Source organism: Acinetobacter sp. YH12226 (assembly GCF_013417805.1).
GTDB lineage: Bacteria > Pseudomonadota > Gammaproteobacteria > Pseudomonadales > Moraxellaceae > Acinetobacter.
Genome location: NZ_VPDG01000006.1, coordinates 32,677 through 55,978 on the forward strand (window position 1 = coordinate 32,677; position 23,302 = coordinate 55,978).

General features: G+C 44.0%; 17 protein-coding genes and 1 riboswitch. Of the genes, 10 read left to right on the forward strand and 7 right to left on the reverse strand.

Features of this window, described 5'->3' with window-relative positions; all coding sequences use genetic code 11:
- Window positions 1-3: 3 nt before the first annotated feature.
- The 3 genes from thrS to FTV08_RS08165 all read right to left on the reverse strand — a co-directional run bounded on the left by thrS (window position 4) and on the right by FTV08_RS08165 (window position 4,617).
- Window positions 4-1,926: a threonine--tRNA ligase gene (gene thrS / locus FTV08_RS08155; protein ID WP_004278291.1), complete on the reverse strand. Its 1,923-nt coding sequence runs from the start codon at window positions 1,924-1,926 to the stop codon at window positions 4-6.
- A gap of 224 nt (window positions 1,927-2,150) precedes the next feature.
- The gene (locus FTV08_RS08160; protein WP_180087065.1) at window positions 2,151-3,320 is read right to left on the reverse strand and encodes an alanine racemase; all 1,170 of its coding nucleotides are present in this window, start codon (window positions 3,318-3,320) and stop codon (window positions 2,151-2,153) included.
- 10 nt (window positions 3,321-3,330) lie between these two features.
- Entirely contained in the window at window positions 3,331-4,617 is a 1,287-nt protein-coding gene (locus tag FTV08_RS08165) for a D-arabinono-1,4-lactone oxidase (RefSeq protein WP_174894653.1), read from the reverse strand.
- A 233-nt stretch (window positions 4,618-4,850) separates the two neighbouring features.
- Between FTV08_RS08165 and FTV08_RS08170 the strand changes: the two genes are divergently transcribed.
- The gene (locus FTV08_RS08170; RefSeq protein ID WP_005103303.1) at window positions 4,851-6,491 is read left to right on the forward strand and encodes an acyl-CoA synthetase; all 1,641 of its coding nucleotides are present in this window, start codon (window positions 4,851-4,853) and stop codon (window positions 6,489-6,491) included.
- A 125-nt stretch (window positions 6,492-6,616) separates the two neighbouring features.
- On the opposite strand, the gene trpB is transcribed toward FTV08_RS08170, so the two are convergent.
- Complete coding sequence (gene trpB / locus FTV08_RS08175) at window positions 6,617-7,861, reverse strand: tryptophan synthase subunit beta (RefSeq protein WP_004732965.1); 1,245 nt, start codon at window positions 7,859-7,861, stop codon at window positions 6,617-6,619.
- Window positions 7,842-8,486 (reverse strand): phosphoribosylanthranilate isomerase, encoded by a 645-nt coding sequence (locus FTV08_RS08180; protein ID WP_164542764.1) that lies wholly within the window; start codon window positions 8,484-8,486, stop codon window positions 7,842-7,844. Before FTV08_RS08180 ends, trpB begins: the two co-directional genes overlap by 20 nt.
- A gap of 145 nt (window positions 8,487-8,631) precedes the next feature.
- Window positions 8,632-8,843: riboswitch (cobalamin riboswitch) on the forward strand.
- Between the two features lie 37 nt (window positions 8,844-8,880).
- Between FTV08_RS08180 and FTV08_RS08185 the strand changes: the two genes are divergently transcribed.
- From FTV08_RS08185 to FTV08_RS08210, 6 genes are all read left to right on the forward strand, one after another.
- Window positions 8,881-10,716, forward strand: a complete 1,836-nt coding sequence (locus tag FTV08_RS08185) for a TonB-dependent siderophore receptor (RefSeq protein ID WP_180087066.1) — start codon at window positions 8,881-8,883, stop codon at window positions 10,714-10,716.
- A 102-nt stretch (window positions 10,717-10,818) separates the two neighbouring features.
- Window positions 10,819-11,403 (forward strand): cob(I)yrinic acid a,c-diamide adenosyltransferase, encoded by a 585-nt coding sequence (locus FTV08_RS08190; protein ID WP_164542766.1) that lies wholly within the window; start codon window positions 10,819-10,821, stop codon window positions 11,401-11,403.
- A 142-nt stretch (window positions 11,404-11,545) separates the two neighbouring features.
- Entirely contained in the window at window positions 11,546-12,259 is a 714-nt protein-coding gene (locus FTV08_RS08195) for a glycerophosphodiester phosphodiesterase (protein ID WP_180087067.1), read from the forward strand.
- A gap of 440 nt (window positions 12,260-12,699) precedes the next feature.
- A complete protein-coding gene (locus FTV08_RS08200; protein WP_180087068.1) occupies window positions 12,700-13,866 on the forward strand; it encodes an acyl-CoA desaturase in 1,167 nt (388 codons plus the stop codon).
- 132 nt (window positions 13,867-13,998) lie between these two features.
- Window positions 13,999-15,444: a YdiU family protein gene (locus FTV08_RS08205; protein ID WP_164542768.1), complete on the forward strand. Its 1,446-nt coding sequence runs from the start codon at window positions 13,999-14,001 to the stop codon at window positions 15,442-15,444.
- A 171-nt stretch (window positions 15,445-15,615) separates the two neighbouring features.
- Window positions 15,616-16,101 carry a hypothetical protein gene (locus tag FTV08_RS08210; RefSeq protein ID WP_228277085.1) on the forward strand — a complete coding sequence of 162 codons (486 nt, stop codon included), beginning with the start codon at window positions 15,616-15,618 and terminating at the stop codon, window positions 16,099-16,101.
- Window positions 16,102-16,145: 44 nt separating this feature from the next.
- Here FTV08_RS08210 and FTV08_RS08215 read toward each other — a convergent pair whose 3' ends face one another.
- Together FTV08_RS08215 and baeS are read right to left on the reverse strand one after the other, a co-directional pair.
- Window positions 16,146-16,832, reverse strand: coding sequence for a response regulator (locus FTV08_RS08215; RefSeq protein WP_004278304.1), 687 nt, complete (start codon window positions 16,830-16,832; stop codon window positions 16,146-16,148).
- 13 nt (window positions 16,833-16,845) lie between these two features.
- Window positions 16,846-18,498 carry a sensor histidine kinase efflux regulator BaeS gene (gene baeS, locus FTV08_RS08220; protein ID WP_005103294.1) on the reverse strand — a complete coding sequence of 551 codons (1,653 nt, stop codon included), beginning with the start codon at window positions 18,496-18,498 and terminating at the stop codon, window positions 16,846-16,848.
- 134 nt (window positions 18,499-18,632) lie between these two features.
- On the opposite strand from baeS, the gene FTV08_RS08225 reads away from it, so the two are divergent.
- The 3 genes from FTV08_RS08225 (at window position 18,633) to FTV08_RS08235 (ending at window position 23,292) form a co-directional block, all read left to right on the forward strand.
- On the forward strand, window positions 18,633-19,238 hold the full coding sequence (locus FTV08_RS08225; protein ID WP_180087069.1) for a hypothetical protein: 606 nt from the start codon (window positions 18,633-18,635) through the stop codon (window positions 19,236-19,238).
- Between the two features lie 301 nt (window positions 19,239-19,539).
- The gene (locus tag FTV08_RS08230; RefSeq protein ID WP_005250767.1) at window positions 19,540-21,342 is read left to right on the forward strand and encodes an acyl-CoA dehydrogenase C-terminal domain-containing protein; all 1,803 of its coding nucleotides are present in this window, start codon (window positions 19,540-19,542) and stop codon (window positions 21,340-21,342) included.
- Between the two features lie 168 nt (window positions 21,343-21,510).
- Window positions 21,511-23,292, forward strand: a complete 1,782-nt coding sequence (locus FTV08_RS08235; RefSeq protein WP_005103290.1) for an acyl-CoA dehydrogenase C-terminal domain-containing protein — start codon at window positions 21,511-21,513, stop codon at window positions 23,290-23,292.
- The last annotated feature ends 10 nt before the right edge of the window (window positions 23,293-23,302 follow it).

A 23,302-nucleotide genomic window follows, 5' to 3' on the forward strand; every position in this document is an offset into this window, starting at 1 on the left:
CTGTTACTCCACAATGTACCGGCCGCGTTCGGCTACGGCTGCTTTTACTAGGTCAACGAAAGCATCGATTGACATAGTACCCAAATTTGTTCCTGAGCGGGTACGCACGTTTACGGTACCTTCCTCTACTTCACGGTCCCCAAGTACCAGTAAGTAAGGAATACGCTCTAATGTACGTTCACGAATCTTAAAGCCGATTTTCTCATTTCTCAAGTCAGAAATTGCACGGATACCGTTTTCTTTAAGTTTTGCGACGACTGACTCACATGCCTCAGCTTGAGAATCGGTAATGTTCATTACACATGCTTGCATTGGTGCCAACCAAGGTGGCATGAAGCCTGCGTAGTGTTCGATCAGTATACCAATAAAACGCTCGAAACTGCCAAGAATTGCACGATGTAACATTACTGGCTGATCGCGGTCATTATCTTCAGTGACATAAGACGCATCTAAACGTTCTGGCAAGTTAAAGTCACACTGAATGGTACCACACTGCCAGACACGACCTAAGCAGTCTTTCAGAGAGAATTCAATCTTCGGACCGTAGAATGCGCCCTCACCTGGTTGAAGCTCCCACTCAAGACCCGCAGCATCTAAAGCATCTGCCAAAGATTTTTCTGCCATATCCCAAAGCTTGTCATCACCCACACGTTTTTCAGGACGCGTCGACAACTTCATTTGTACTTCTTCAAAGCCAAAATCTTTGTATACATCCAGTGTCAATTTGATAAAGTCTGCAACTTCAGGACCAATCTGCTCTTTGGTACAGAAAATATGCGCGTCATCTTGGGTAAAGCCACGTACACGCATAATGCCGTGTAAAGAACCTGATGGTTCGTTACGGTGACATGAACCGAATTCTGCTAAACGTACAGGAAGATCACGGTATGACTTCAAGCCTTGATTGAACACTTGTACGTGACAAGGACAGTTCATTGGCTTCACCGCATAGTTACGGTTTTCAGAATGCGTGGTGAACATATTGTCTGCATAGTTAGCAGCATGTCCTGATTTTTCCCAGAGCGTGAAATCAACCACTTGCGGTGTACGGATTTCTTCATAACCGTTGTCTTGCTGAACTTTACGCATGTACTGTTCAAGAACCTGGTAAATGGTCCAGCCGTTCGGATGCCAGAACACCATACCTGGTGCTTCTTCTTGCATATGGAACAAGTCTAGCGCTTTACCGATTTTACGGTGATCGCGTTTTTCAGCTTCTTCAATACGTTTTACATAGGCAGCAAGCTGTTTTTTGTCTGCCCACGCTGTACCGTAAATACGTTGTAGCTGTTCGTTTTTCGCGTCACCGCGCCAGTAAGCACCAGAGATTTTAGTCAACTTGAACGATTTGAGGAATTTGGTATTTGGTACATGCGGACCACGGCACATATCCAAATAATCCTGATGGTAGTACAAGCCCATTTGTGTTTCTTCAGGCATGTCTGCGATCAGGCGCAATTTGTATTCTTCGCCACGCGCAGTGAATTCAGCAATGACTTCATCACGCGGCGTCATTTTTTTCACAACATCATAGTCTTGATCGATGAGCTTTTTCATACGCTCTTCAATCGCTGCCATGTCGTCTAAGGTAAACGGACGTGGCATCCAGATGTCATAGTAGAAACCTTCCTCAATGACCGGACCAATGACCATCTTTGCTTCTGGGAACAGTTGCTTAACCGCATGACCGACCAAATGCGCACAAGAATGGCGAATGATCTCGACACCGGCTTCGTCTTTAGGCGTGATGATTTGTAGTGTTGCATCTTCAGTGATGAGATCAGACGCATCAACCAAACGATCGTTGACACGACCAGCAACTGTATTTTTTGCAAGACCAGGACCAATGCTAAGTGCAACGTCCATCACAGATACGGCGTGATCAAACTGTTTTTGATCGCCATTGGGCAAAGTGATAATTGGCATAAGAAATCCTTAAGGAGTGATGCCCCGTACCATGGAGCATATCACCGCGAGATTATGATCGAGGCACAGCCTCAAAAGATAAAAACGGTGGATAAATAAAATCGATTCGAATTTTACACGGCTTGGCCGCATGATTAAACCTTTTCCCAATAAAAATAAGATTTACCGCCAAATCTGTGCCTGATCGTTAAAGGCTTAGGCTCATTTTTCATTTCAGAATGTAGTTATTCCCGGAACGTCTGCCACTGGAGAAACTTTCCCTCTACATAAACATACAGCTGGTCGAATTGCGGGATCAGCGCTTCACTTTGTGTCGGTCTTAAAAACACATAATCATCGACATGAATATCGCACTGCATGGGCACCTGAAGCATTTCCTGATTACTGCTGCGGCCATGCAACACATGCGGCCGGCTTTTTTCAGGATAAATATAATCCGCTCGCCAATAGCCGCCATAAATAAATACGGCTTTATATTGATGAGGAAGATAATTCAGCAGCTCCAGACCGGGAATCTGACTACAAGGCAACACTTTTAAAATGGGTGCGGCAATCCATAAAGCACAGCTTAAAGCGGACAAATTTTCCAGATCAAAATCACTCGGCTTAAGCAGCATCGAGCCAAAGGCCAGATCATTACAGACACTTTGCTGGCAATGCTGCATAAAGGTTGGACTTCCCCCACCGTTAAAACACAAACCTTCATGCCATAAATCCGGGAATTTTCGCTGAAGAATACTTTTGTATTGTTGATACATCTGCTGCGATTGCTGATAACTTTTGTCGGGACTTTTCAAAATTTTTGGCAGTTTGGCGACATGTGCATCATAGCCCATTAGACCCGAAAGTTTGAGATAAGCCGCGTTGTGCTGAATCAGCTTCATTAAGGCTATAAATTGCTGCTGCGTTTGTACGCCGCCACGATGTAGCCCTACATCAATTTCAATATTGACATTCAGGCAGGTATTCAAGCTTTGCGCGAGTTGCAGATATTGTTTTAATCGTTCCACATCATCAATTAGCCATTGAATAATTACTTGATCATTGGCTTTATTTTGATCAGACAAAGTTTGATAAAAATGTTTGACTGCCTGAATCGGCATCGGTTTACCCAACAAGATATCGGCTTGCTGAAATGTCCCTATAATCTCCAGCAGATGCGGCAGATGAAAGACCATAAAGCGCTGGGTATTTAGTTTTTCACTGGCCAGTTTGAGTAGCTGAATGCTGGCTAAAGACTTCACTACCAGACGTGGTTTTAACTTCGCAGGCAATTTTGACTGTACATAGTCCAAATTACGTTGATAGGTTTTTAAATCTAAAATCAGTTGCGGTGTGCCAGTGCCCTGCCGTTTTAATTCCTGCGTCAGTTGCTGAAAATAATTTGATTGCATCGCCCTCTCCTCATTTCCCAGATAAAAACAATTCTTTTAAATATGGATTCAGCCATTTTTGCTGTGGATCCAATTGCTGACGTAGCACCATGAAATTATCCCATTTCGGGTAGAGTTCGCGCAGCGAGGCTGCGCTCATACTATGTAACTTGCCCCAATGCGGTCGTCCCTGATATTTCTGTAAAATCGGCTCGACCAGATCAAAGATCGCGTGGTAATCCTGTTTATAAAATTGATGAATCGAAATGGAGACCGAATCACGCTGATAAAAAGGACTTAGCCAGATCTCATCGCCTTTGACATAACGAAACTCGATCGGGAAAAACATCGGCACTTGGTGTTTGCATAAAACATGCAGAATCTCGTCCAGACACTGCAAGCCAAACTCAACCGGAACCTGATATTCCATTTCATTAAATCTGGTCTTACGCGGAGTTGGAAAAATTCTGGATGAACAGTCTACATAACGAGTCGGTTTGACAAATACGCCGAGCAGTTTTTGCAGATAGGGATTTGTCTTTGGGAAGAGTCGCGTCAATTCCGAACATAGAGTCAATAAAATATCTTCCGGAGGCCAGCTATCTGTTCTCGGCTGAATGGTTGCATCCGTTTCATCCAGAGTTTTCAGCATCACTTGATCGGCATGTAAAAAAGCCCAAAATTCAATATACCGATGCTGATGTTTCCATTGATCAATATGGGTAAATATGTCTTTTAATGAACAGAGCCGAATCTGTTCTTTTAGTTTATATCGTGGTCGATTTTGCAGGGTTATTTGGGTCAATATGCCTAAGCTGCCCAATGCCACCCGTCCAGCCTGAAATATCTCAGCATTCTGCTCACGATGACATTGCAACAGCTCTCCATCCGCGGTCAGTAATTCAAAGCCTTCCACGAAAGCAGAGATGCAAGGTAAATCGATGCCCGTGCCATGCGTTCCGGTAGAAATCGCTCCGGCCAGACTTTGCTGGTCTATATCGCCCTGATTGATTAAGGCCTGATTGATCGGTACCAGATCTTTCCCCAAATCATATAAACGCGTCCCGGCCCGCACGGTGCATTGGGTTTTCTCTTGATCAAAGGCAACGATACCTTTTAACAAATCGAGATTAAGCAACACCTCATCTGTTTTGGCCAATGGGCTAAATGAATGTCCTGCACCCACTGCACGAATGTGTGCATGGGTCTTCACTAAACTTTGTAATTCACTGATCTGGCTGGGCTGAACAATCCGAGCGGCACTGAACTGGCTCCCCGACCAGTTTCGCCAGACGTCATTCGCCTGTTGTATTTTCATTATTCTTCCTGGGCTCATATTATTTTAATGGCTGAACTAGAGTAAAATACCTAAAAAATCAAACTTGGGAACCCATGCGTTCAAAACATTTAAGTAGGGTTAAATATTTTTATTAATATTCAAATACTTAAAATTTGTAAAATCGTACTCGACTAAAGCATAAATGCAAGATTTCTGAGAAATACATATCTTTTCAACAGGATATGAAAATAAATATAGAATGGAGTTTTCCAATGGTTAGCGCATATGATGAATTACCGCGTACCCCTGCAAATTTTGTAGCCTTATCACCTTTACGCTATCTTGATCGTGCAGCTTATATCTATCCCAATCAGAATGCGATTATTCACGGTAAACGCCGGATCACCTGGCGTGAGAAATACAATCGTTGTCGTCAGTTTGCCAACCAACTCCAAAAACTAGGTATCGGTAAAAATGATACCGTGTCTGTCCTGCTGCCTAACGTCCCTGCCATGATCGAAGCACATTTTGCTGTACCGATGGCAGGTGCAGTCCTGAATACTTTAAATACCCGTCTCGATGCCAAAACACTGGCTTTTATGCTGGAACACGCTGAAAGCAAAGTGCTCTTGGTCGATCCTGAATTTACCGCACTTGCGACTGAAGCACTTGCCTTGGTGTCACAGGATATTTATGTCATTGATGTGGCCGATGCAGAGTTTGAAGGTGAAGATAAGCGTATTGGTCAAATCGAATATGAAGACTGGATTGCGCAAGGCGACGCAAACTTTGAATGGCATTTGCCTCAAGATGAATGGGATGCTATCAGCTTAAGTTATACCTCCGGTACCACCGGCAATCCGAAAGGCGTGGTCTATCATCATCGCGGTGCCTACATTAACGCAGCCAGTAATATTATCGCCTGTGGCATGACACCACGCGCTACCTATTTATGGACACTTCCGCTGTTCCACTGTAATGGCTGGTGCTTTGCCTGGACCATGGCGGCCAATGGCGGAACCAACGTTTGCTTGCGTAAAGTCGATGCTGAACTGATCTTTAAACTGATTGCTGAACATAAAGTCGATTACTTCTGTGGGGCACCGATTGTCTTGTCAATGCTGATTAACGCACCTGAAGAGAAAAAGGCCAAGATTGATCACCGTGTCGAAGTGATGGTCGCGGGTGCTGCACCGCCAGCTGCGATTATCGAAGGCATGCGCAATATCGGTATTAATGTAACGCATGTTTATGGCTTGACTGAGACCTATGGCCCTTCTGCCCTATGTGCATCTCAGGCAGGCTGGAGTGATTTATCCATTCAGGAACAGGCGCAGTTGCACTCCCGTCAGGGCGTACCGTATCCATTGCAAGATGGCATGAAAGTACTTGATCCGGATACCATGCAGGAAGTGCCACACGATGGCCAGACCATGGGTGAAATCATGTTCCGTGGCAATATCGTGATGAAAGGCTATCTGAAAAATCCCGAAGCTACCGCGGAAGCCTTTGCGGGAGGCTGGTTCCATACAGGAGATCTGGCAGTTTGCCAACCGGATGGCTATGCCAAAATTACCGACCGCTCTAAAGACGTGATTATTTCCGGCGGAGAAAATATTTCTTCACTTGAAGTGGAGGAAGTACTGTATCAGCATCCGGCGGTGCTGACTGCGGCGGTAGTCGCCAAGCCTGATCCACGCTGGCAGGAAGTTCCTTGTGCCTTTATCGAACTCAAAGAAGGAATAACAGCTTCGGAAGAAGAAATTATGGAATTCTGCCGTGAGCATCTGGCCCGTTTTAAAGTGCCTAAGGATGTGGTGATTACCGAAATTCCAAAAACTTCGACCGGAAAATTGCAGAAATTTGTTTTACGTGAATGGGCCAAAGAGCGCGCGCAAGGTGAATTCTCTTAATTCCATACAAACGTGTTCTTTCAAAATCTACTCAATAAAAAATCGTGCTAAGAAAACTTAGCACGATTTTTTATTGAAATAACCTCTCCCAAACCCTCTCCTGCAAGGAGAGGACTTTAAGGAACTTACATCTCAACCATTTCTACCCCATCAATGCGTGCCACAGTCATCAAGTCTTTATCACCACGACCTGAAACCGTCGCAATAATAATCTGATCCTTGTCCATGGTCGGTGCAAGTTTAGTGACATAAGCCATAGCATGTGCGCTTTCTAACGCCGGAATAATGCCTTCAATCTTGGTCAAGTCGCGGAAACCCTGTAAAGCTTCCTGATCATTGATCGGCACGTATTTCACGCGATCCATATCTTTCAGAAAACTATGTTCCGGACCCACACCCGGATAATCCAGACCTGCAGAAATTGAATGTGTTTCGATGATCTGGCCTTGCGCATCCGACATCAGATAAGTACGGTTACCATGCAGAACACCGACATGACCGGCATTCAATGGCGCAGAATGTTTACCTGATTCAATCCCATGACCTGCTGCTTCAACGCCGTACATTTTCACATCTTGGTCATTCAGGAATGGATAGAACAAGCCCATTGCATTAGATCCACCACCGACACATGCTACCAGGGCATCTGGTAAACGGCCAGCCTGTTCCAGAATCTGACGGCGTGCTTCACGACCAATGATCGACTGGAAATCACGAACCAGTTGCGGATATGGGTGTGGACCTGCCACAGTACCAATCACGTAATAAGTTGAATCAACATTGGTCACCCAGTCACGCATGGCTTCATTCATGGCATCTTTTAAGGTTTTAGAGCCACTTTCTACCGGCACAACCGTCGCGCCTAATAAACGCATACGGTAGACGTTCATCGCCTGACGTTTTACATCGTCTGCGCCCATGAATACTACACATTCAAGACCTAAACGTGCTGCAATTGTTGCCGTTGCTACACCATGCTGGCCTGCACCTGTTTCGGCAATAATACGTTTCTTGCCGGAAAGCTTCGCCAGTAAGGCCTGACCGATTGTGTTATTTACTTTGTGCGAACCGGTATGGTTCAGGTCTTCACGTTTCAGGTAAATCTGTGCGCCACCCAACTCTTTCGACCATCGTTCAGCATGATATAAAGGACTCGGACGACCGACGTAAAACGCCATGTCACGGTCAAATTCTGCCAAAAACTGCGCATCATCTTTCATACGGAAATAGAGCTTTTCCAAGTCTTCTAAAGCCGCCATGAGTGTTTCTGACACAAAACGTCCGCCATGAATACCGAAATGCCCGCGTTCATCCGGGAATTGGGTATAGTCAACTGCCTGACTGTTCTGGCTAGTACTTTGCTGATCCACGATGGACTCCTTGCATAAAGCGTTCTATGAGTTGTTGGTCTTTAATACCTTTTGCGGACTCGACACCGCCACTCACATCGACGGCATACGCCTGTGTGGTGAGAATTGCCTGTTCAATATTGTCAGGATTTAAACCGCCTGCCAAGATCAAGGGAATATTGAGTTTGGGAAATGTGTCCCAATCGAAGCTGTGCCCTGTGCCACCTTTCAGATCAGGATGCCATGCATCTAATAGCACTGCGCTTGCGCCTGCATCTTGATAACCTTGAATTTCTGCGACTGCATCCAGATCAGGTTTTACCTGAATGGCTTTATACCAACGGCGTCCGACCTGCTGGGCGATGGCCTGACACTGTTCAGGTGTTTCATCGCCATGAAATTGTAAAATATCCAGCGGTATTTTATTTAAAATCGCCTGGATTTCATCTGCGTGACTATTCACAAATAAACCCACCGCCTGTACATACGCCGGAACCGCCCGGATCAGGATTTCAGCCTGCTCTAAAGTGACATGCCGCGGACTCGGTGGATAAAACACAAATCCTATCGCGTCACAGCCAGCATTGGCTACGGCATGTACATCTTCAACTCGGGTGATTCCACAAATTTTGGCACGGGTTCGCATATTATGTTGGCTCTAGATCTACCAATGTATTGAACAATCTGTAAGATTGGGGCAAATCATTGTAATGCAATTTTTCTGACTTGCGTAAAAGTTCATCCGGATTATTCTCGATGCAGATTGTTTATAAGGCATACAAACTTTATACTGCGCTCACTTTGCAGCAAGTCCAAGCCTTCAGGCTTTAGGGAAGCTGGTGTAAATCCAGCACTGCCCCCGCAACGGTAAAAAATGAAACGTCTATCAATTTAAACTCTTCGGTTTACACCACTGCATCTTGATGTGGGAAGGTGGATATACAGCAAAGTCGCTGCTTTGCACATTTAAGTCCGGAAACCTGCTTGTTGTGTTCTATAACTCAATCATTCACGGGGAAGTGAATGTAGGGAGCTTTAACATGTCACTTCATTGTCAACCTACTGCCTTGGTAGGTGCGATCGCACTTGCGTTGGGTACCACTTCATCTGTTTTTGCTAACGAGCAAAAAGTTGCGAAAGCATCTTTAGATACCATTGTGGTCACGGCAACTCGCTCTGCAGAAAACATTGAAAATGTACCAGCGCGTATTTCGATTATTGAACCTGTAATTCTTAAGCAATCACCTCTTAAAGCACTACCAGATTTACTCAAAACAGACCCAAGTATTAATGTCGTGCAATCGGGTGGTTATGGCCAGCAAACTTCTATTTTTTTACGCGGTACCAATTCCAATCAAGTTTTAGTACTACGTGATGGTGTTCGTTTAAATACAGCCACCACAGGTGCAGCGTCTATTCCTTTTTTAGACACCACTGATCTTAAACAGATTGAAGTATTAAAAGGCCCTGCGTCTGTGCTTTATGGTACAGACGCAATTGGTGGTGTAGTGCAGTTTGTAACAAAAACACCTGAAAAAACGGGTGCTTTTGTTACAGGTGAAATTGGTGAAAATCAAACCTACAAATCAATTATTGGTGCTGACTTGGCAGAAAATGGGGTGTATGCACAAATTCGCGGTCAAGTATTAGAAACTGACGGTACACCTGTATTCAATATCAATGACACCCGTGACTATAGTTATGATCAAAAAGGCTATAGTGCAAAATTCGGTATTGAAAAAGAGCGTTATGCGACATCACTCGATTACAGTCAAAACTCAGGAAATGTCCAATACAGTAATTGGGGTGCATTTTCCAGCCAAGATTTTGAAAATAAAATTGTAAACTTAAAAGGTCGTATTAACCCAACACAAGCCACTGAAATTAATGCACGTCTATCTCAGTTTAAAGATGACTTAGATCAGGTCACATCAAGCAGCTTTGTACATAGCACCACGCAAGAAGCAGAAATCTATGGCAAATGGAATTTCACAGCAGCACAAAATGTTTTACTGGGCATTACCCAGCGTAATACCGATGCAAAAACCCAGGCTATTGATGAAGATATTAATTCAACAGGCTACTATATTCAGCATCAGTATCAGACAAATAGCTTAAGCACTCAGGTGGGTGTGCGTGTCGAAGATAACGAAAAATTTGGCTCACATACCGTTGCACAAGGTGGTATCCGTTATCAACTGCTCCCTAATACCAGCATTTATACCAATATTGGTTCAGCATTTAAGGCACCGACTTTAAATGATATGTATGCTTTTGGCGGCAATGATCAACTGAAGCCTGAAGAAAGCATTTCGTATGAAATGGGGATAGATCAAAAACTTCCATTAAATATTTTAGTAGGTGCTTCCGCTTTCTATACGGAAGTCGATAATTTAATTAATTCGGAATGTATTATTGATTGTGGGGAAGAGTGGCTTCCAACTACTGTTTACCAAAACCAAAACATTGATGAAGCCAAGATGACTGGCGGCGAATTGACGGCACAATGGGCAAAAGATCAGTTCTTTATTAATGCCGGTTACACTTATGTCAAAACTGAAGATACGAAACAGAATTCAGAGCTATTACGTCGCCCTCGTCAGTCATTCACTGTATCGACAGGTCTACAAAATGCCGATTACGGTTTAAGTGCTGCACTGGTAGCAAAATCGAAAGCGAAGGACTTTAGTCGTGATATTCCAGGTTATGCACGTGTTGACTTAAATGCATATTGGAATATTAATCCAACAGTTAAACTGTTTACTAACATTGAAAATGTCGGTGATGTGAAATACAAAACTGTGCATAGCGCTGGCGACCAGTACTATGTGAACGGTGGCCGTCTCGCTTCTGCAGGCATCACCTTTAAATACTAAGCTCTAAACAGCAAAAAACTTTAAAACAGCGCAGTTTATGGATAATGTTATGACCGACATTATCCTTTTTTATTATCTTCATTAAAAATTCAAGGAACACATATGGGCCACCGTTTAAGCAAAATCTACACCCGCACAGGCGATTCAGGTACCACAGGACTCGGTGATGGCTCACGTGTTGCCAAAGATGATTTGCGTATCACAGCACTCGGTGATGTCGACGAACTAAATGCCGTGATTGGCGTATTACGTGCACAAATTTCAGCAAGTAACATTGAAGATCAAGCTACTTGGGATAAATCTTTAAGCCTGATACAGCACTGGCTATTTGATCTGGGTGGTGAAGTATGTATTCCAGATTTTAATCTGGTGCAACCGGTATCGATTGAGTTTCTGGAAAATGATATCGACCGCATGAATGAAGCGTTGCCGATGTTAAAAGACTTTATTCTGCCTGCCGGAACGCTGGTGTGCAGCTTTGCCCATCAGGCGCGTGCAGTCTGCCGTCGCGCAGAACGCAGCGTGATGTCCGTGCATCACCGTGACCAAAATATTCAGGCAGCGTCACTGCAACTACTTAACCGTTTATCGGACTGGTTATTTGTCGCATCACGCACCCTGCAACGTGCTGAGGGCGGCTCCGAAATACTATGGCAAAAAAATATCAATGACAGCATCGAAAAGTAAAATTATGTTTCAAGTTAGCATCTAAAAATACACGTCAGATGTCTCTTGATTTTACAGAGCATCTGACGAAAATAGAATGTGTCATCCTTCTGTCACGTAGCCCTCGCAAAATGAACTTAACTTTCCCACTCATGAGCATCTTATGCGCATAATTGGACATCGTGGTGCACGTGGCGAAGCCCCTGAAAATACCTTGGGCGGTTTTCAATATATTCAGGAGATCGGCATTCGCGCCGTTGAGTTTGATGTCCGTCAGCTTAAAGACAACGCTTTAATTATCATGCATGATGACGACTTTGTGCGTACCACCGGTTTGCAGAAGCATCTATATGAGTGTAACCGTCAAGATCTTACCCAATATAATCACGCAATGGCCTGGTCAGAATGGAATAAAATCGAAGCAACCCCACTGCTCGATCAAACCTTAAATGTCATTCGAAATTTTGAGCATATTGAAGTCGAAATTAAAAGCGTAGCATCTGAAGAGGCAGCTGAAAAAATCGCGTTTGAAGTCGAACAACAACTGCAAGGCTATGAACAAGCAGCCATTATTACTAGCTTTGATGCCAAAATTTTGGATGCTTTCAAACAGCAAAACTCACGTTTAAAACGCGGTTTATTGGTTGAAACCGATGTCAAACATCAAGCTATTGATCAGGCGCTGGAACTGGGATGCTGTCATATTGGCTGGATGGATGAACTAGCCAGTAAAGACCTGATTCAAGCCACTCAGGCTGCCGAGTTGAATATCAGTGTCTGGACAGTGAATGATGTCACCCGTGCCAAACAACTGCGAGACTGGGGGGTTCAGGGGCTGATTACCGATTATCCAAAATTGATGCTACAACAACTCTAAATAATCTCTCTTAGCCTTGATTGATCTATGTATTTCTTGATCCAGTTCATGTCGATAATACAATAAGGAAAGCGTGAATCGTCCTTAATCAGATTTTATTTGAAAGTGAAATAAAGTTGTCCAACATCTATATTCCGCAAATTTGCTGATAATATTGTAGAAATTATGAACAACCATTTTCCTCTGATTCATTCGGTTTCCATTTTCTGAAAGAGTGATAATCCTCAGTCACTTAGTAGGAAATCAGAACCCGTCTACGCTCGCAAAATGGTCACTTCTGCCCTACTAATTCTGTTACCGACAAGTACAATACAACCGTACAATAATGCTAGTGATGCCTTAGGGCACATGCTAATATGGACAAGATAGGCTGCTGTTAAAACCAACAGTAGTTTCTGCTTTTTGTTATACCTTCCGAGGTTCTAGGAGTGCTGTTGGAGATGAATGCTCCCTTACCCAAAGCCCCCATCAACTGGATTGCTGTGTTTGCATTGGTATTTTTACCGATTGTAGCCCTGATTGCGATTCCGTTGTATGCGTATCACCATGATTTTAGCGCTGCCGCTTGGATCAGTATGTTTGTTTTACTGGGCGTAAGCAGCCTCGGCATTACAGCAGGATACCATCGCCTGTGGGCACATCGTGCTTATGAAGCCACTTTACCATTAAAAATCATCTTGATGATTATGGGTACATTTGCTGTACAGAATAGTATTTTATTCTGGGCATCTGGTCACCGTACCCATCACCGTCATGTCGATGATGTTGATCAAGACCCGTACTCGATCAATAAAGGCTTCTGGTACGCACATATTGGCTGGATGTTACGTGATTATCCATCTGGTGCTGCCAACTATAAAAATGCGCCAGATCTGTTAAAAGACAAAGTGGTGATGTTTCAGGACAAATACTACGTTCCTTTAGTAATAGCTGTTCATGCCGCGATTTTATTGCCAATTGGCTGGGCAGTCGGCGATGTCTGGGGCGTATTGCTGTTGGGTGGATTAATGCGTTTAATCCTGAGCCATCATGTAACCTTCTTCATTAACTCGCTATGCCACATGTGGGGAAATCGTCCTTATACCGATGAAAATACTGCACGTGACAACTTCGTACTCGCGGTTGCAACTTGGGGTGAGGGTTATCATAACTATCACCATATTTTCCAATACGATTACCGTAACGGCGTAAAATGGTGGCAATACGATCCAACTAAATGGTTGATCTGGACTTGTTCTAAACTTGGTTTAGCTAAAAACTTGCGCCGCATTCCTAGCTTTAATATCAAAAAAGCGGAATTGGCAATGAAGTTTAAATATGCTGAACAGGATCTTGCGGTATATGGCCATGATGTTTCTGAAGATATCTCGGCGGTAAAAACCAAGATCGCACAGGAATATGATGCATTTACCCAAACTTTAAATGACTGGGCGAAGCTGAAAGAACAGGAAATTCAGGTCAAGAAAGCATCGATGGCTGAAAAAATCCATCAGATGGATGACAAGCTGAAAGTTGAATTCCAGCTGGTTGAACAGCGTCTTTCTCATCATCGTCAAACCTTGAATCTACTGGTTCGTAATTTGAAAAAATCTACAGTTTCTCAATAAAAGCTGTTGAACACTAAAGCCCCGATTGGGGCTTTTTTTATGTCCGAAAGATAACGTGAACTCTCGCTTATACAACAGTTTTATACAGCTATCTTTGTTATAGTAAATTTATTCCAATCCTGTACTGATGCCATGTATTTTAACTCTCGCTATCAAACACTGCCCGCCCGCCTCTATCACCATCAAGTTCCGCTGCCGTTAAAAGGTGCGAAAGCCGGACATTTTAATGCAGCTTTAGCAGAGCAACTGCAATGGTCGGATGAAGACAAGGCGCAATGGGTCGAGATTTGTAGTGGTCAGAAAGTTTTTACTGAATTTGAACCCTTGGCTATGGTCTATGCAGGTCATCAGTTTGGACAATGGGCAGGACAGTTGGGAGATGGTCGCGGGTTGTTGATTGCGCAAATTCTGGATCAGAACCAGCAGACCATTGACCTGCATTTAAAAGGTGCTGGTGCAACGCCTTATTCACGCATGGGCGATGGTCGTGCAGTACTGCGTTCAGTCATTCGTGAGTATCTGGCAGGTCATGCCTTAAATGCTTTAGGTGTAGCATCCAGTAATGCAGTTGGTTTTACTTCATCAATCCAAGGTATTCAGCGTGAGAAGCTAGAGCCGGGCGCGATGATGTTGCGTACTTCAGACTGTCATATCCGTTTCGGCCATTTTGAATGGATCAATCAGTATCAGCCAGATCTACTAGCTGAATTTACCCAGAAATGTATCGAATGGCATTATCCAGAATGCCTGCAAGCCGAACAGCCGATTCTGAGCTTTGCCACAAAAGTTATTCAGCGCACTGCGGTGATGATTGCCAAATGGCAACTGGTTGGTTTTGCACATGGCGTGATGAATACTGACAACCTGAATATTACCGGTTCAACTTTGGACTTTGGTCCTTATGGCTTTATGGAGCGCTTCCGTCCGAACTGGATCAATAACCACTCGGATTATCAAGGGCGTTATACCTATCAGCAGCAGCCAAGTATCGGACATTGGAATTTGTGGCAATGGTTAAACAATCTGGTCCCGCTCTGCCCTACAGATTATGAGAAAGAACAATGGAAACAGGATTTAGCTGCATGTCTGGAGCATTATGAACCAACATTCTTGGAACATTATAAACATGGTTTAAACCAGAAAATGGGCTTGCCAAGTTTCCATAAAGACAGTTTTGACTGCGCTATGGCCTTTCTGCGAATTTTGCAAAGTGAGCAACTAGACTATACCCAGAGTTTTATCGGGTTGCAAAATAAAGACTATGAAGCCCTTAAAGATGATTGTCTGGACCGACGCCAGTTTGAAGCATTCCTGGCGCAATATGGATCTATCCGTGAACACCAGGATATAGAAGAATTGGATGCCGCCATGCAACTGGCCAATCCGCATTATATTCTGCGGAATCATATGGCACAGAAAGCCATTGAACTGGCAGAGCGGGATGATTTTTCTGAAGTAGACCGTCTGTTTAAATTACTCAGTCAGCCTTACCTGAAACAGCCCGATTTGGAACAGCCTGAAGATTTAGCGCCATTGCCAAGTGATGTGCCTGAAGTGATGGTGAGTTGTTCGTCTTAATAAATAGACTCAAAAAACATGCAAAAAATTGATCAAACTAAATTGACACATGAAATTATTGAAACAGCATATAAGCTGCTTACTCACAAACTCGCATTTGGAGGATTAATTACACATAACGAAAGTGCTTTCCAATTAGAATTATGACATATTTTAAAAACACTTGGGCAGTTGTATGAGTTTAGGTTAAGCGACAAATTCCATTTAGAGTTTGAAACATTTTTACCTTTAAAAACAACGAGTATTAAGAGTCAATCTGAGCGAGCAAGAATTGATATTTTAATTCGTTATCAAGATGGTGATCATCAAACTTGTGCTGCTATAGAACTAAAATTCTTTAAGAAAAGTAACCATCGGGAACCTAACAACCGTTACGATGTCTTTAAAGATCTTTCAAATTTAGAACTTTACAAGAGAAATGGAAGCGACATTTGTTATTTCATTCTCGCAACTGATCATGCCCACTATTGCAACCAAATAAAATATTCGGATGATACCCGTGATTTTGATTTCAGGCATAAAAGTACGTACAAAGAAGGAACAATATTAAGTTATAGAACTCCTAAGCCTTACGGAAACGATATTACACTCATGCAAGACTATGAGTTTTTATGGGACCAGATTAACGATTTATATTTTCTGAAAGTACAAGTTTAAATAAATGTGGATGGTTAATAATAACATCCACATTTATTTTTTAATCAATCTTCAGGATATTCAAAACGGTAGCCCACACCATACACCGCCTGAATCCACTCATGACGGTTACCGGTTTCAGCCGCATCTGAAATCTTACGGCGTAAATTCTTGATATGACTGTCAATGACACGGTCAGCCACATCAAAACTGTCCGGATTAATATGATCCAGCAATTGCGCACGTGAATATACCTGTCCGACATGTTCCAGGAATAACTCCAGTAAACGGAATTCGGTCGGCGTTAAATTCAAGGCTTTTTGTTGATACCAGATGCGCTGTTGTGATTTGTCCATACGGAATAAATCATTGCTTTCCGGTTCTGATTTACGATCCAGACGACGTAACACAGCCTGTACACGCGCGACCAGTTCTTTCGGACTAAATGGTTTACAGAGATAATCATCTGCACCCATATTCAGACCCAACACACGGTCAATTTCTTCAGTACGTGCAGTCACCATAATAATCGGTAAATCCGACTGTTCACGTACCTTACGGCAAATGGTCAGGCCGTCCATACGCGGCACCATCAAGTCCAGAATCATCAGACTCGGTTTACGCTGGGTAAAACTGTTATATGCTTCCTGCCCATCATGAAACATACTGACCTCAAAACCAGCAGCTTCCAGATAGTCTCGCACCAACTGTGCAAGTTCGATTTCATCTTCAACCAGCATGACATGTTTCATCAATCTATTCCCTTCATGGTTTCATTTGTTTAGGAAAGCTCAGCTTGCATCGTAAACCACCCAGTGGTGAATGTGCAAAGCTTAAGCTGCCGCCCAGCGCCTGCGTAATTTTACATGATAATGCCAAACCCAGTCCGGTTCCGCCAGTCGCTCGGGTACGCGAATCATCGACACGGTAGAAACGCTCGCCAATACGCGCCAGTTGTTCATCAGTCAGGCCAAATGGACTATCATCGATATATAAGGTCCATTCTTTATCATCTTGCGTGGTGTGAATATGCACCTGCCCGCCTGCTTCAGTATAGCGAATACTGTTACTGAGCAAGTTCGCCACAATCTGTTTAAAACGATCCAGATCCAGATTTAACTCAGTCCCTTCGCCATCTGCAGTAACCGTCAATTCAGCCTGCTCAAAGTTCGGCTGGAAGTTAATAAGTTCCTGCTGCACCACCTCCCACGGATTCACTGTCGAGAAATAGAATTGCAATTGCTGGGCATCGACCTGTGCCAATGCTGCCAGATCTTGGGTCAGTTTTTTCAGGCTATTCACCTGAGCCAACATGGAAGCAAAATGTTCAGGCGTTGGTTTACGGATTCCGTCCTGCATCGCTTCAATCTGTGCTTGCAACACTGCCAATGGGGTTTTTAACTCATGCGAAGTATCTGCCACCCACTGACGGCGTGAGGTTTCATGCTGATCCAGAATCACCGCCAATGCATTTAATTCATTGGATAAATCACCTAATTCATCATTCCGGTTCACTTTCACCTGATATTGATAATTTCCTTGGGTCAAGGCACGTGTACCATTGAGCAGACGTTGAATCGGCTTTTTAAAATAAGTCGCCAATAACAGGGAGGCAATCAGACTCGCCAAAATACTGAGTGCATAGACCAGAAATAAATAACGCTTCTGGTTACTGAAGAAATTAATACTGAGCGCATCATCCTGATCCAGAACCGGTTTTAAGCCCAAATAGCCAACAATCTGATTATTCACCATAATCGGGCGATAAGAAATCTGTTCATCTGAAGCCTCACCCACTACGAAACGACGCTTGGCATCATACAGTGAGAGACGTGAACTGAGGCCAAGACGGTCCGGCATCTGAATAAACTGTTTTTTACCAGTCGGTTGCTGGGCTGGCTGCTCACCATTTTTGCGATCAGTTCTAAACAGATTTTGATTAGAACTGAGCGGGAATTTCAGGCCTTCAAAAGGCTGAAACTGGGAGGGCAAATTAGATGCTAATAAACGTAATTCTTCTTCATTGACCTGACGTTGGGGCAGCTCTGGATCCACCATACTCGGTGCCACTTGAGCCAGGGTCTGTTCCTGAAAATAACGCTGCTGTAAGGCAATATCATACTGTCGGCGTAACCACCAGCGTGATAATCGGTCATAATCATCTGGTGCGGCTTCACCTTCCATCTGGAGAATCTGTGCCTGAATCGCATTGCCCCAGTCCTGATAAACTGCATAGACATCTGCCAGATTTTCAATCACATAATCCAGCTTCTGCATTTCGACATCAGCGACATAGCGGGCGAAATTACGCTGCATATTCAGATGCAATACACCTAGGCTCACCGTGGTAATGACCAGCGTGGTCAACAGCACGGTCAAAAATAGACGTAATGCAATGGGAATACGGCGAATGTTCAAAACTAAAATCTCAATTTTTCTTCTATATTCATTATTGTAGCGAACACCGAAGCAAAAAACTCTTCATTGTTTCTTCATCTTTATTGTTTAATCTTTATCTAACATAGAATCAGCTTCTTGACAGGATAAATACAATGCAAGCCATGACAAAAATAGCTTTAATCAGTGCAAGTGTTTTATCAATGGGTGCGTTGACTGCCTGTCAATCCACCAGCAATGTCCCAAACAATGATCATTCCCACATGATGAAACATCATGAAGGCAAAAAACAGCATCTAACTCCCGAACAGCGTGAACAGTTTAAGGCGAAGCGTGCAGAACGCATGCAGTTTTCCAAACAGCTTCAACAAGCTTGTGACAATAAAGCCGTGGGTTCAGCCATTCAAATCAAGACTGGTGACAAGACCATAGACGGCACCTGTAAGATGGTCTTTAAAGCAGATCGTAAAGAGATGAAAAGCCATCGCGATGAACATCGTGGCATGAAAGCTGAACATCATCCAATGCGTGCTGATATGCGTAGAGGCATGATGCACGGTGAAGTCTTGACGGATGCCAAACGTGCAGAATTGACTAAACAGTTTGATCAGCGCCTCGCTCAACATCAGGCACATCAACGAGCCATGCTGCAAGCCTGTCAAGGCAAAAAAGACGGGACTGCTGCACAGATCAAGATGAGCGAACAAACTATCAATGGCAAATGTCATGTCCGTTTCCAGCCCACAGCCTCTACCTATTAATGCATAGGAATCAAGGCTTCACGACTAGCACCTTCGGGTGCTTTTTTATTGCGTGCTCTTTCATGCATACAGTTGACTATTCGTTTCCTGCAGAATATGGCTAAAGTCTTTATACTCAAGACCTTTAATGCGTCATGCAGATTAATCTTTGACTTTACAGTCACCAAGAAAACACCCCGAAAAGCTTGTACCGCAGGGGAAGTTGTTGCACGATTAGATCATTCCAAACCGTGTCAGTGAAGACAGGTTTTAGTTCATCTAAGATTATAACGCTGGTTCAACCAGTATTGAGGAAACCGATATGCCACAATACAAAGCGCCTTTACGTGATATGCAATTTGTGTTGCATGAATTATTAAATGCTGAACAACACTATGCAAATCTCCCTGCATTCCAAGAAAACGTAAGCCGTGAGCTGCTAGATCAGTACTTAGAAGCTGCGGCTGACTTCTGTGAAAACGAATTGTCTCCAATCAACCAGACCGGTGATCGTGAAGGCTGTACCTGGAATGACGGCGTTGTCACAACTCCGACTGGCTTTAAAGAAGCGTACCAAAAATACATCGAGCTTGGCTTCCCTTCTCTTTCTGCTGAAGAGCAATATGGCGGTCAAGGCTTACCGAACTCTTTAGGTATCGCGATTTCTGAAATGGTGGGTACTGCGAACTGGGCATGGGGCATGTACCCTGGCCTGTCTCACGGTGCGGTTCGTACTTTAGAACATCATGGTTCAGCTGAACAAAAAGACGCTTACCTGCCTAAACTGGTTTCAGGTGAATGGACGGGTACCATGTGCTTAACTGAATCTCATGCGGGTTCTGACTTGGGTATTATCCGTACTAAAGCTGAACCACAAGCGGACGGTAGCTACGCAATCTCTGGCGAGAAGATCTTTATCTCTGCTGGTGAACACGACATGGCAGAGAACATTATCCATATCGTACTTGCTCGTCTGCCAGGTGCACCGAAAGGTACCAAAGGTATCTCATTATTCATCGTGCCAAAATTCAACCTGAATGCTGACGGTTCTATTGGCGAGCGTAACGGCGTACGTTGTGGTTCGATCGAACACAAGATGGGTATCCATGGTAACGCGACTTGTGTCATCAACTTTGACAATGCTAAAGGCTTCCTGATTGGACCTGAAAACCGCGGCTTGAACTGCATGTTCACGTTCATGAACACAGCACGTATCGGTACAGCAGTTCAAGGTCTTGCAGCATCTGAAGGTTCATTCCAAGGCGCGCTTGCATACGCAAAAGATCGTCTGGCAATGCGCTCTCTTTCTGGTCCTAAAGCACCTGAAAAAGAAGCAGATCCAATCATTGTGCATCCTGCGGTACGTAACATGCTTTTAACTCAAAAAGCATATGCAGAAGGTGGTCGTGCACTGGTTTACCTGTTAGCACAATATGCTGACGTGGTTGAACATGCTGCAGAAGAAGCAGACCGTAAATTTGCAGACAACATCCTGTCATTGCTAACACCAATCGCAAAAGCATTCCTGACTGAAACCGGTTCTGAAGCTGCGAAACACGGTGTTCAGGTATTCGGTGGTCATGGCTTTATTTCTGAGCACGGTATGGAGCAGATCGTACGTGATACACGTATTGCTTGCCTGTACGAAGGTACCACTGAAATTCAGGCACTAGACTTGTTAGGCCGTAAAGTATTGGGTACGCAAGGTGCAATGTTGAAAGACTTCACCAAGATCATCCATAAATTTGCTGAAGCGCACAAAGACAATGCTGCAATGAAAGAATTCGTTGAACCATTGGCTGCCTTGAACAAAGAATGGGGCGATCTGACCATGCAGATTGGTATGCGCGCGATGCAAAACCCTGAAGAAGTGGGTGCGGCTGCAGTCGATTACCTCTACTTCTCTGGTTATGTCACTCTAGCTTACCTATGGGCACGTATGGCATTGGTTGCTCAGGAGCAACTGGCTGCGGGCACCACTGAGGTTGATTTCTACAATGCCAAAGTGACGACAGCACGCTTCTACTTCAAGAAAATCCTGCCACGCGTTCGTTCACACGTTGAAGTGATTGCGACAGGTGTAGAGCCATTGATGAACCTGGATGCGGAACACTTTGCATTCTAAGTTAGTCTCAGACTAGCTACATTTCAGAAAAAGGACGGTCAATCAACAGGCAGTCCTTTTTCTTTATAAAGAGTTACAGAATTAACCTTTAGTCGTCTAACATTCAGATTTTGAGTGTTTTAGACTGATTAAAACTCATTTAATCAAACAATAAACAGGTGACACACCATGCCAATTTATAACGCGCCACTTGCCGATATGAAATTCATCCTGAACGATGTCTTCAATGCAGAACAATTCTGGCAGGCCAATGAAAATCTAGCGCATCTGGATGCTGCGACAGCAGAAGCGATTCTTGAAGAAATGGCAAAATTTTCTCAAAACGTCATGCTTCCTCTGAACCGTACCGGAGATGAAGAAGGCGCAAAAATTGAAAATGGTAATGTGACCACACCTGCTGGCTTTAAAGAAGCGTTCAAACAATATGCAGAAGGTGGCTGGATTGGTCTGGGCGCAGATATGGAATGGGGCGGCCAGGAAATGCCGAAAATGCTAACGGTACTTTCTGATGAAATGCTGTTTGCCACCAACCCGTCTTTCATGCTGTATCCATTGCTTTCTGTTGGTGCGGGCATGGCGCTGAACAGCTATGCTTCACAAGCACAAAAAGAAACCTATTTACCTAAAATTTATTCGGGTGAGTGGTCAGGCACCATGTGCTTAACCGAACCACATGCCGGTACTGATTTGGGTATTATCAAAACCAAAGCTGAACGTAACGAAGACGGCACTTATAGCATCAGCGGCACCAAGATTTTCATCACGGGTGGTGATCATGACCTGGCGGAAAATATTATTCACCTCGTTCTAGCGAAAACCCCAGATGCCCCTGCTGGCTCTCGTGGTATTTCTCTGTTCATCGTACCGAAATTCTTGGTCAATGAAGATGGTTCTATCGGCGAGCGTAATCCGGTCGGCCCAGGTTCAATCGAACACAAGATGGGGATCAAGGCATCTGCGACTTGTGTCATGAACTTTGACGGTGCCAAAGGTTACCTCGTTGGTAAAGAAAACGAAGGTCTCGCTGCGATGTTCGTGATGATGAACTACGAACGTCTGTCGATGGGTATTCAAGGCCTAGGTGCTTCTGAATTCGCTTATCAAAACGCTGCGCAATATGCCACAGACCGTTTACAGGGTCGTAGTGCGGCTGGCGTTCAGTCACCAAGCAAACCTGCGGATAGCATTCTGGTGCATGGTGATGTACGCCGTATGCTGCTGAATGTACGTGCCAATAACGAAGCTTCGCGTGCCTTTGCAGTTTATGTAGGTCAGCAACTGGATATCACCAAATTCTCTACTGATCCTGAAGCGGTGAAAAAAGCCAATGACCGCGTTGCGCTATTAACACCAATCGCGAAAGCGTATTTAACGGATACCGCATTCCAGGCGACCCTAGATGCACAAATGGTCTTCGGTGGTCATGGCTATATCCGTGAATGGGGCTTGGAGCAATGTATCCGTGACCTACGTATTTCCCAGATCTATGAAGGCACCAACGGTGTACAGTCACAAGACTTGATCGGCCGCAAAACCATTAAATGTGGCGGCGAATATATCTCTGAATATATCTCTGAAATCCGTGACTTTGCCAATAGTCTGGATGCGGATCTAAACTTTATTAAAGATGCCACACTGGATGCAGCAACTGAAGTTGAATCGGTGACTCAGTACATTCTGGAAGCAGCACGAGAAAGCCATGACTTCCCGAATGCAACCGCAGTTGACTATCTGCACGCTGTAGGTCTGTTGAGCTTCTCTTATATGTTTGCGCGCATTACCAATGCAGCGAAAAATAAAGACGGTGAGTTCTATCAAAATAAAATCGCTCTGGCACGTTACTTTGTACAACGCATTCTGCCTGAACTGGCATTACGCATTACTAAAGTGAAATCAGGTTCTGACGTCATCATGAACTTCTCTGAAGATTATTTCACGACTCAAGCTTAAGCTAAAAATC

Coding starts and splice junctions, on each gene's coding strand:
- thrS (WP_004278291.1), bottom strand. CDS start 1,926: ATGCCAATTATCACTTTGCCCAATGGCGATCAAAAACAGTTTGATCAC.
- FTV08_RS08160 (WP_180087065.1), bottom strand. CDS start 3,320: ATGCAATCAAATTATTTTCAGCAACTGACGCAGGAATTAAAACGGCAG.
- FTV08_RS08165 (WP_174894653.1), bottom strand. CDS start 4,617: ATGAAAATACAACAGGCGAATGACGTCTGGCGAAACTGGTCGGGGAGC.
- FTV08_RS08170 (WP_005103303.1), top strand. CDS start 4,851: ATGGTTAGCGCATATGATGAATTACCGCGTACCCCTGCAAATTTTGTA.
- FTV08_RS08180 (WP_164542764.1), bottom strand. CDS start 8,486: ATGCGAACCCGTGCCAAAATTTGTGGAATCACCCGAGTTGAAGATGTA.
- FTV08_RS08185 (WP_180087066.1), top strand. CDS start 8,881: ATGTCACTTCATTGTCAACCTACTGCCTTGGTAGGTGCGATCGCACTT.
- FTV08_RS08190 (WP_164542766.1), top strand. CDS start 10,819: ATGGGCCACCGTTTAAGCAAAATCTACACCCGCACAGGCGATTCAGGT.
- FTV08_RS08195 (WP_180087067.1), top strand. CDS start 11,546: ATGCGCATAATTGGACATCGTGGTGCACGTGGCGAAGCCCCTGAAAAT.
- FTV08_RS08200 (WP_180087068.1), top strand. CDS start 12,700: ATGAATGCTCCCTTACCCAAAGCCCCCATCAACTGGATTGCTGTGTTT.
- FTV08_RS08205 (WP_164542768.1), top strand. CDS start 13,999: ATGTATTTTAACTCTCGCTATCAAACACTGCCCGCCCGCCTCTATCAC.
- FTV08_RS08215 (WP_004278304.1), bottom strand. CDS start 16,832: ATGAAACATGTCATGCTGGTTGAAGATGAAATCGAACTTGCACAGTTG.
- FTV08_RS08225 (WP_180087069.1), top strand. CDS start 18,633: ATGCAAGCCATGACAAAAATAGCTTTAATCAGTGCAAGTGTTTTATCA.
- FTV08_RS08230 (WP_005250767.1), top strand. CDS start 19,540: ATGCCACAATACAAAGCGCCTTTACGTGATATGCAATTTGTGTTGCAT.
- FTV08_RS08235 (WP_005103290.1), top strand. CDS start 21,511: ATGCCAATTTATAACGCGCCACTTGCCGATATGAAATTCATCCTGAAC.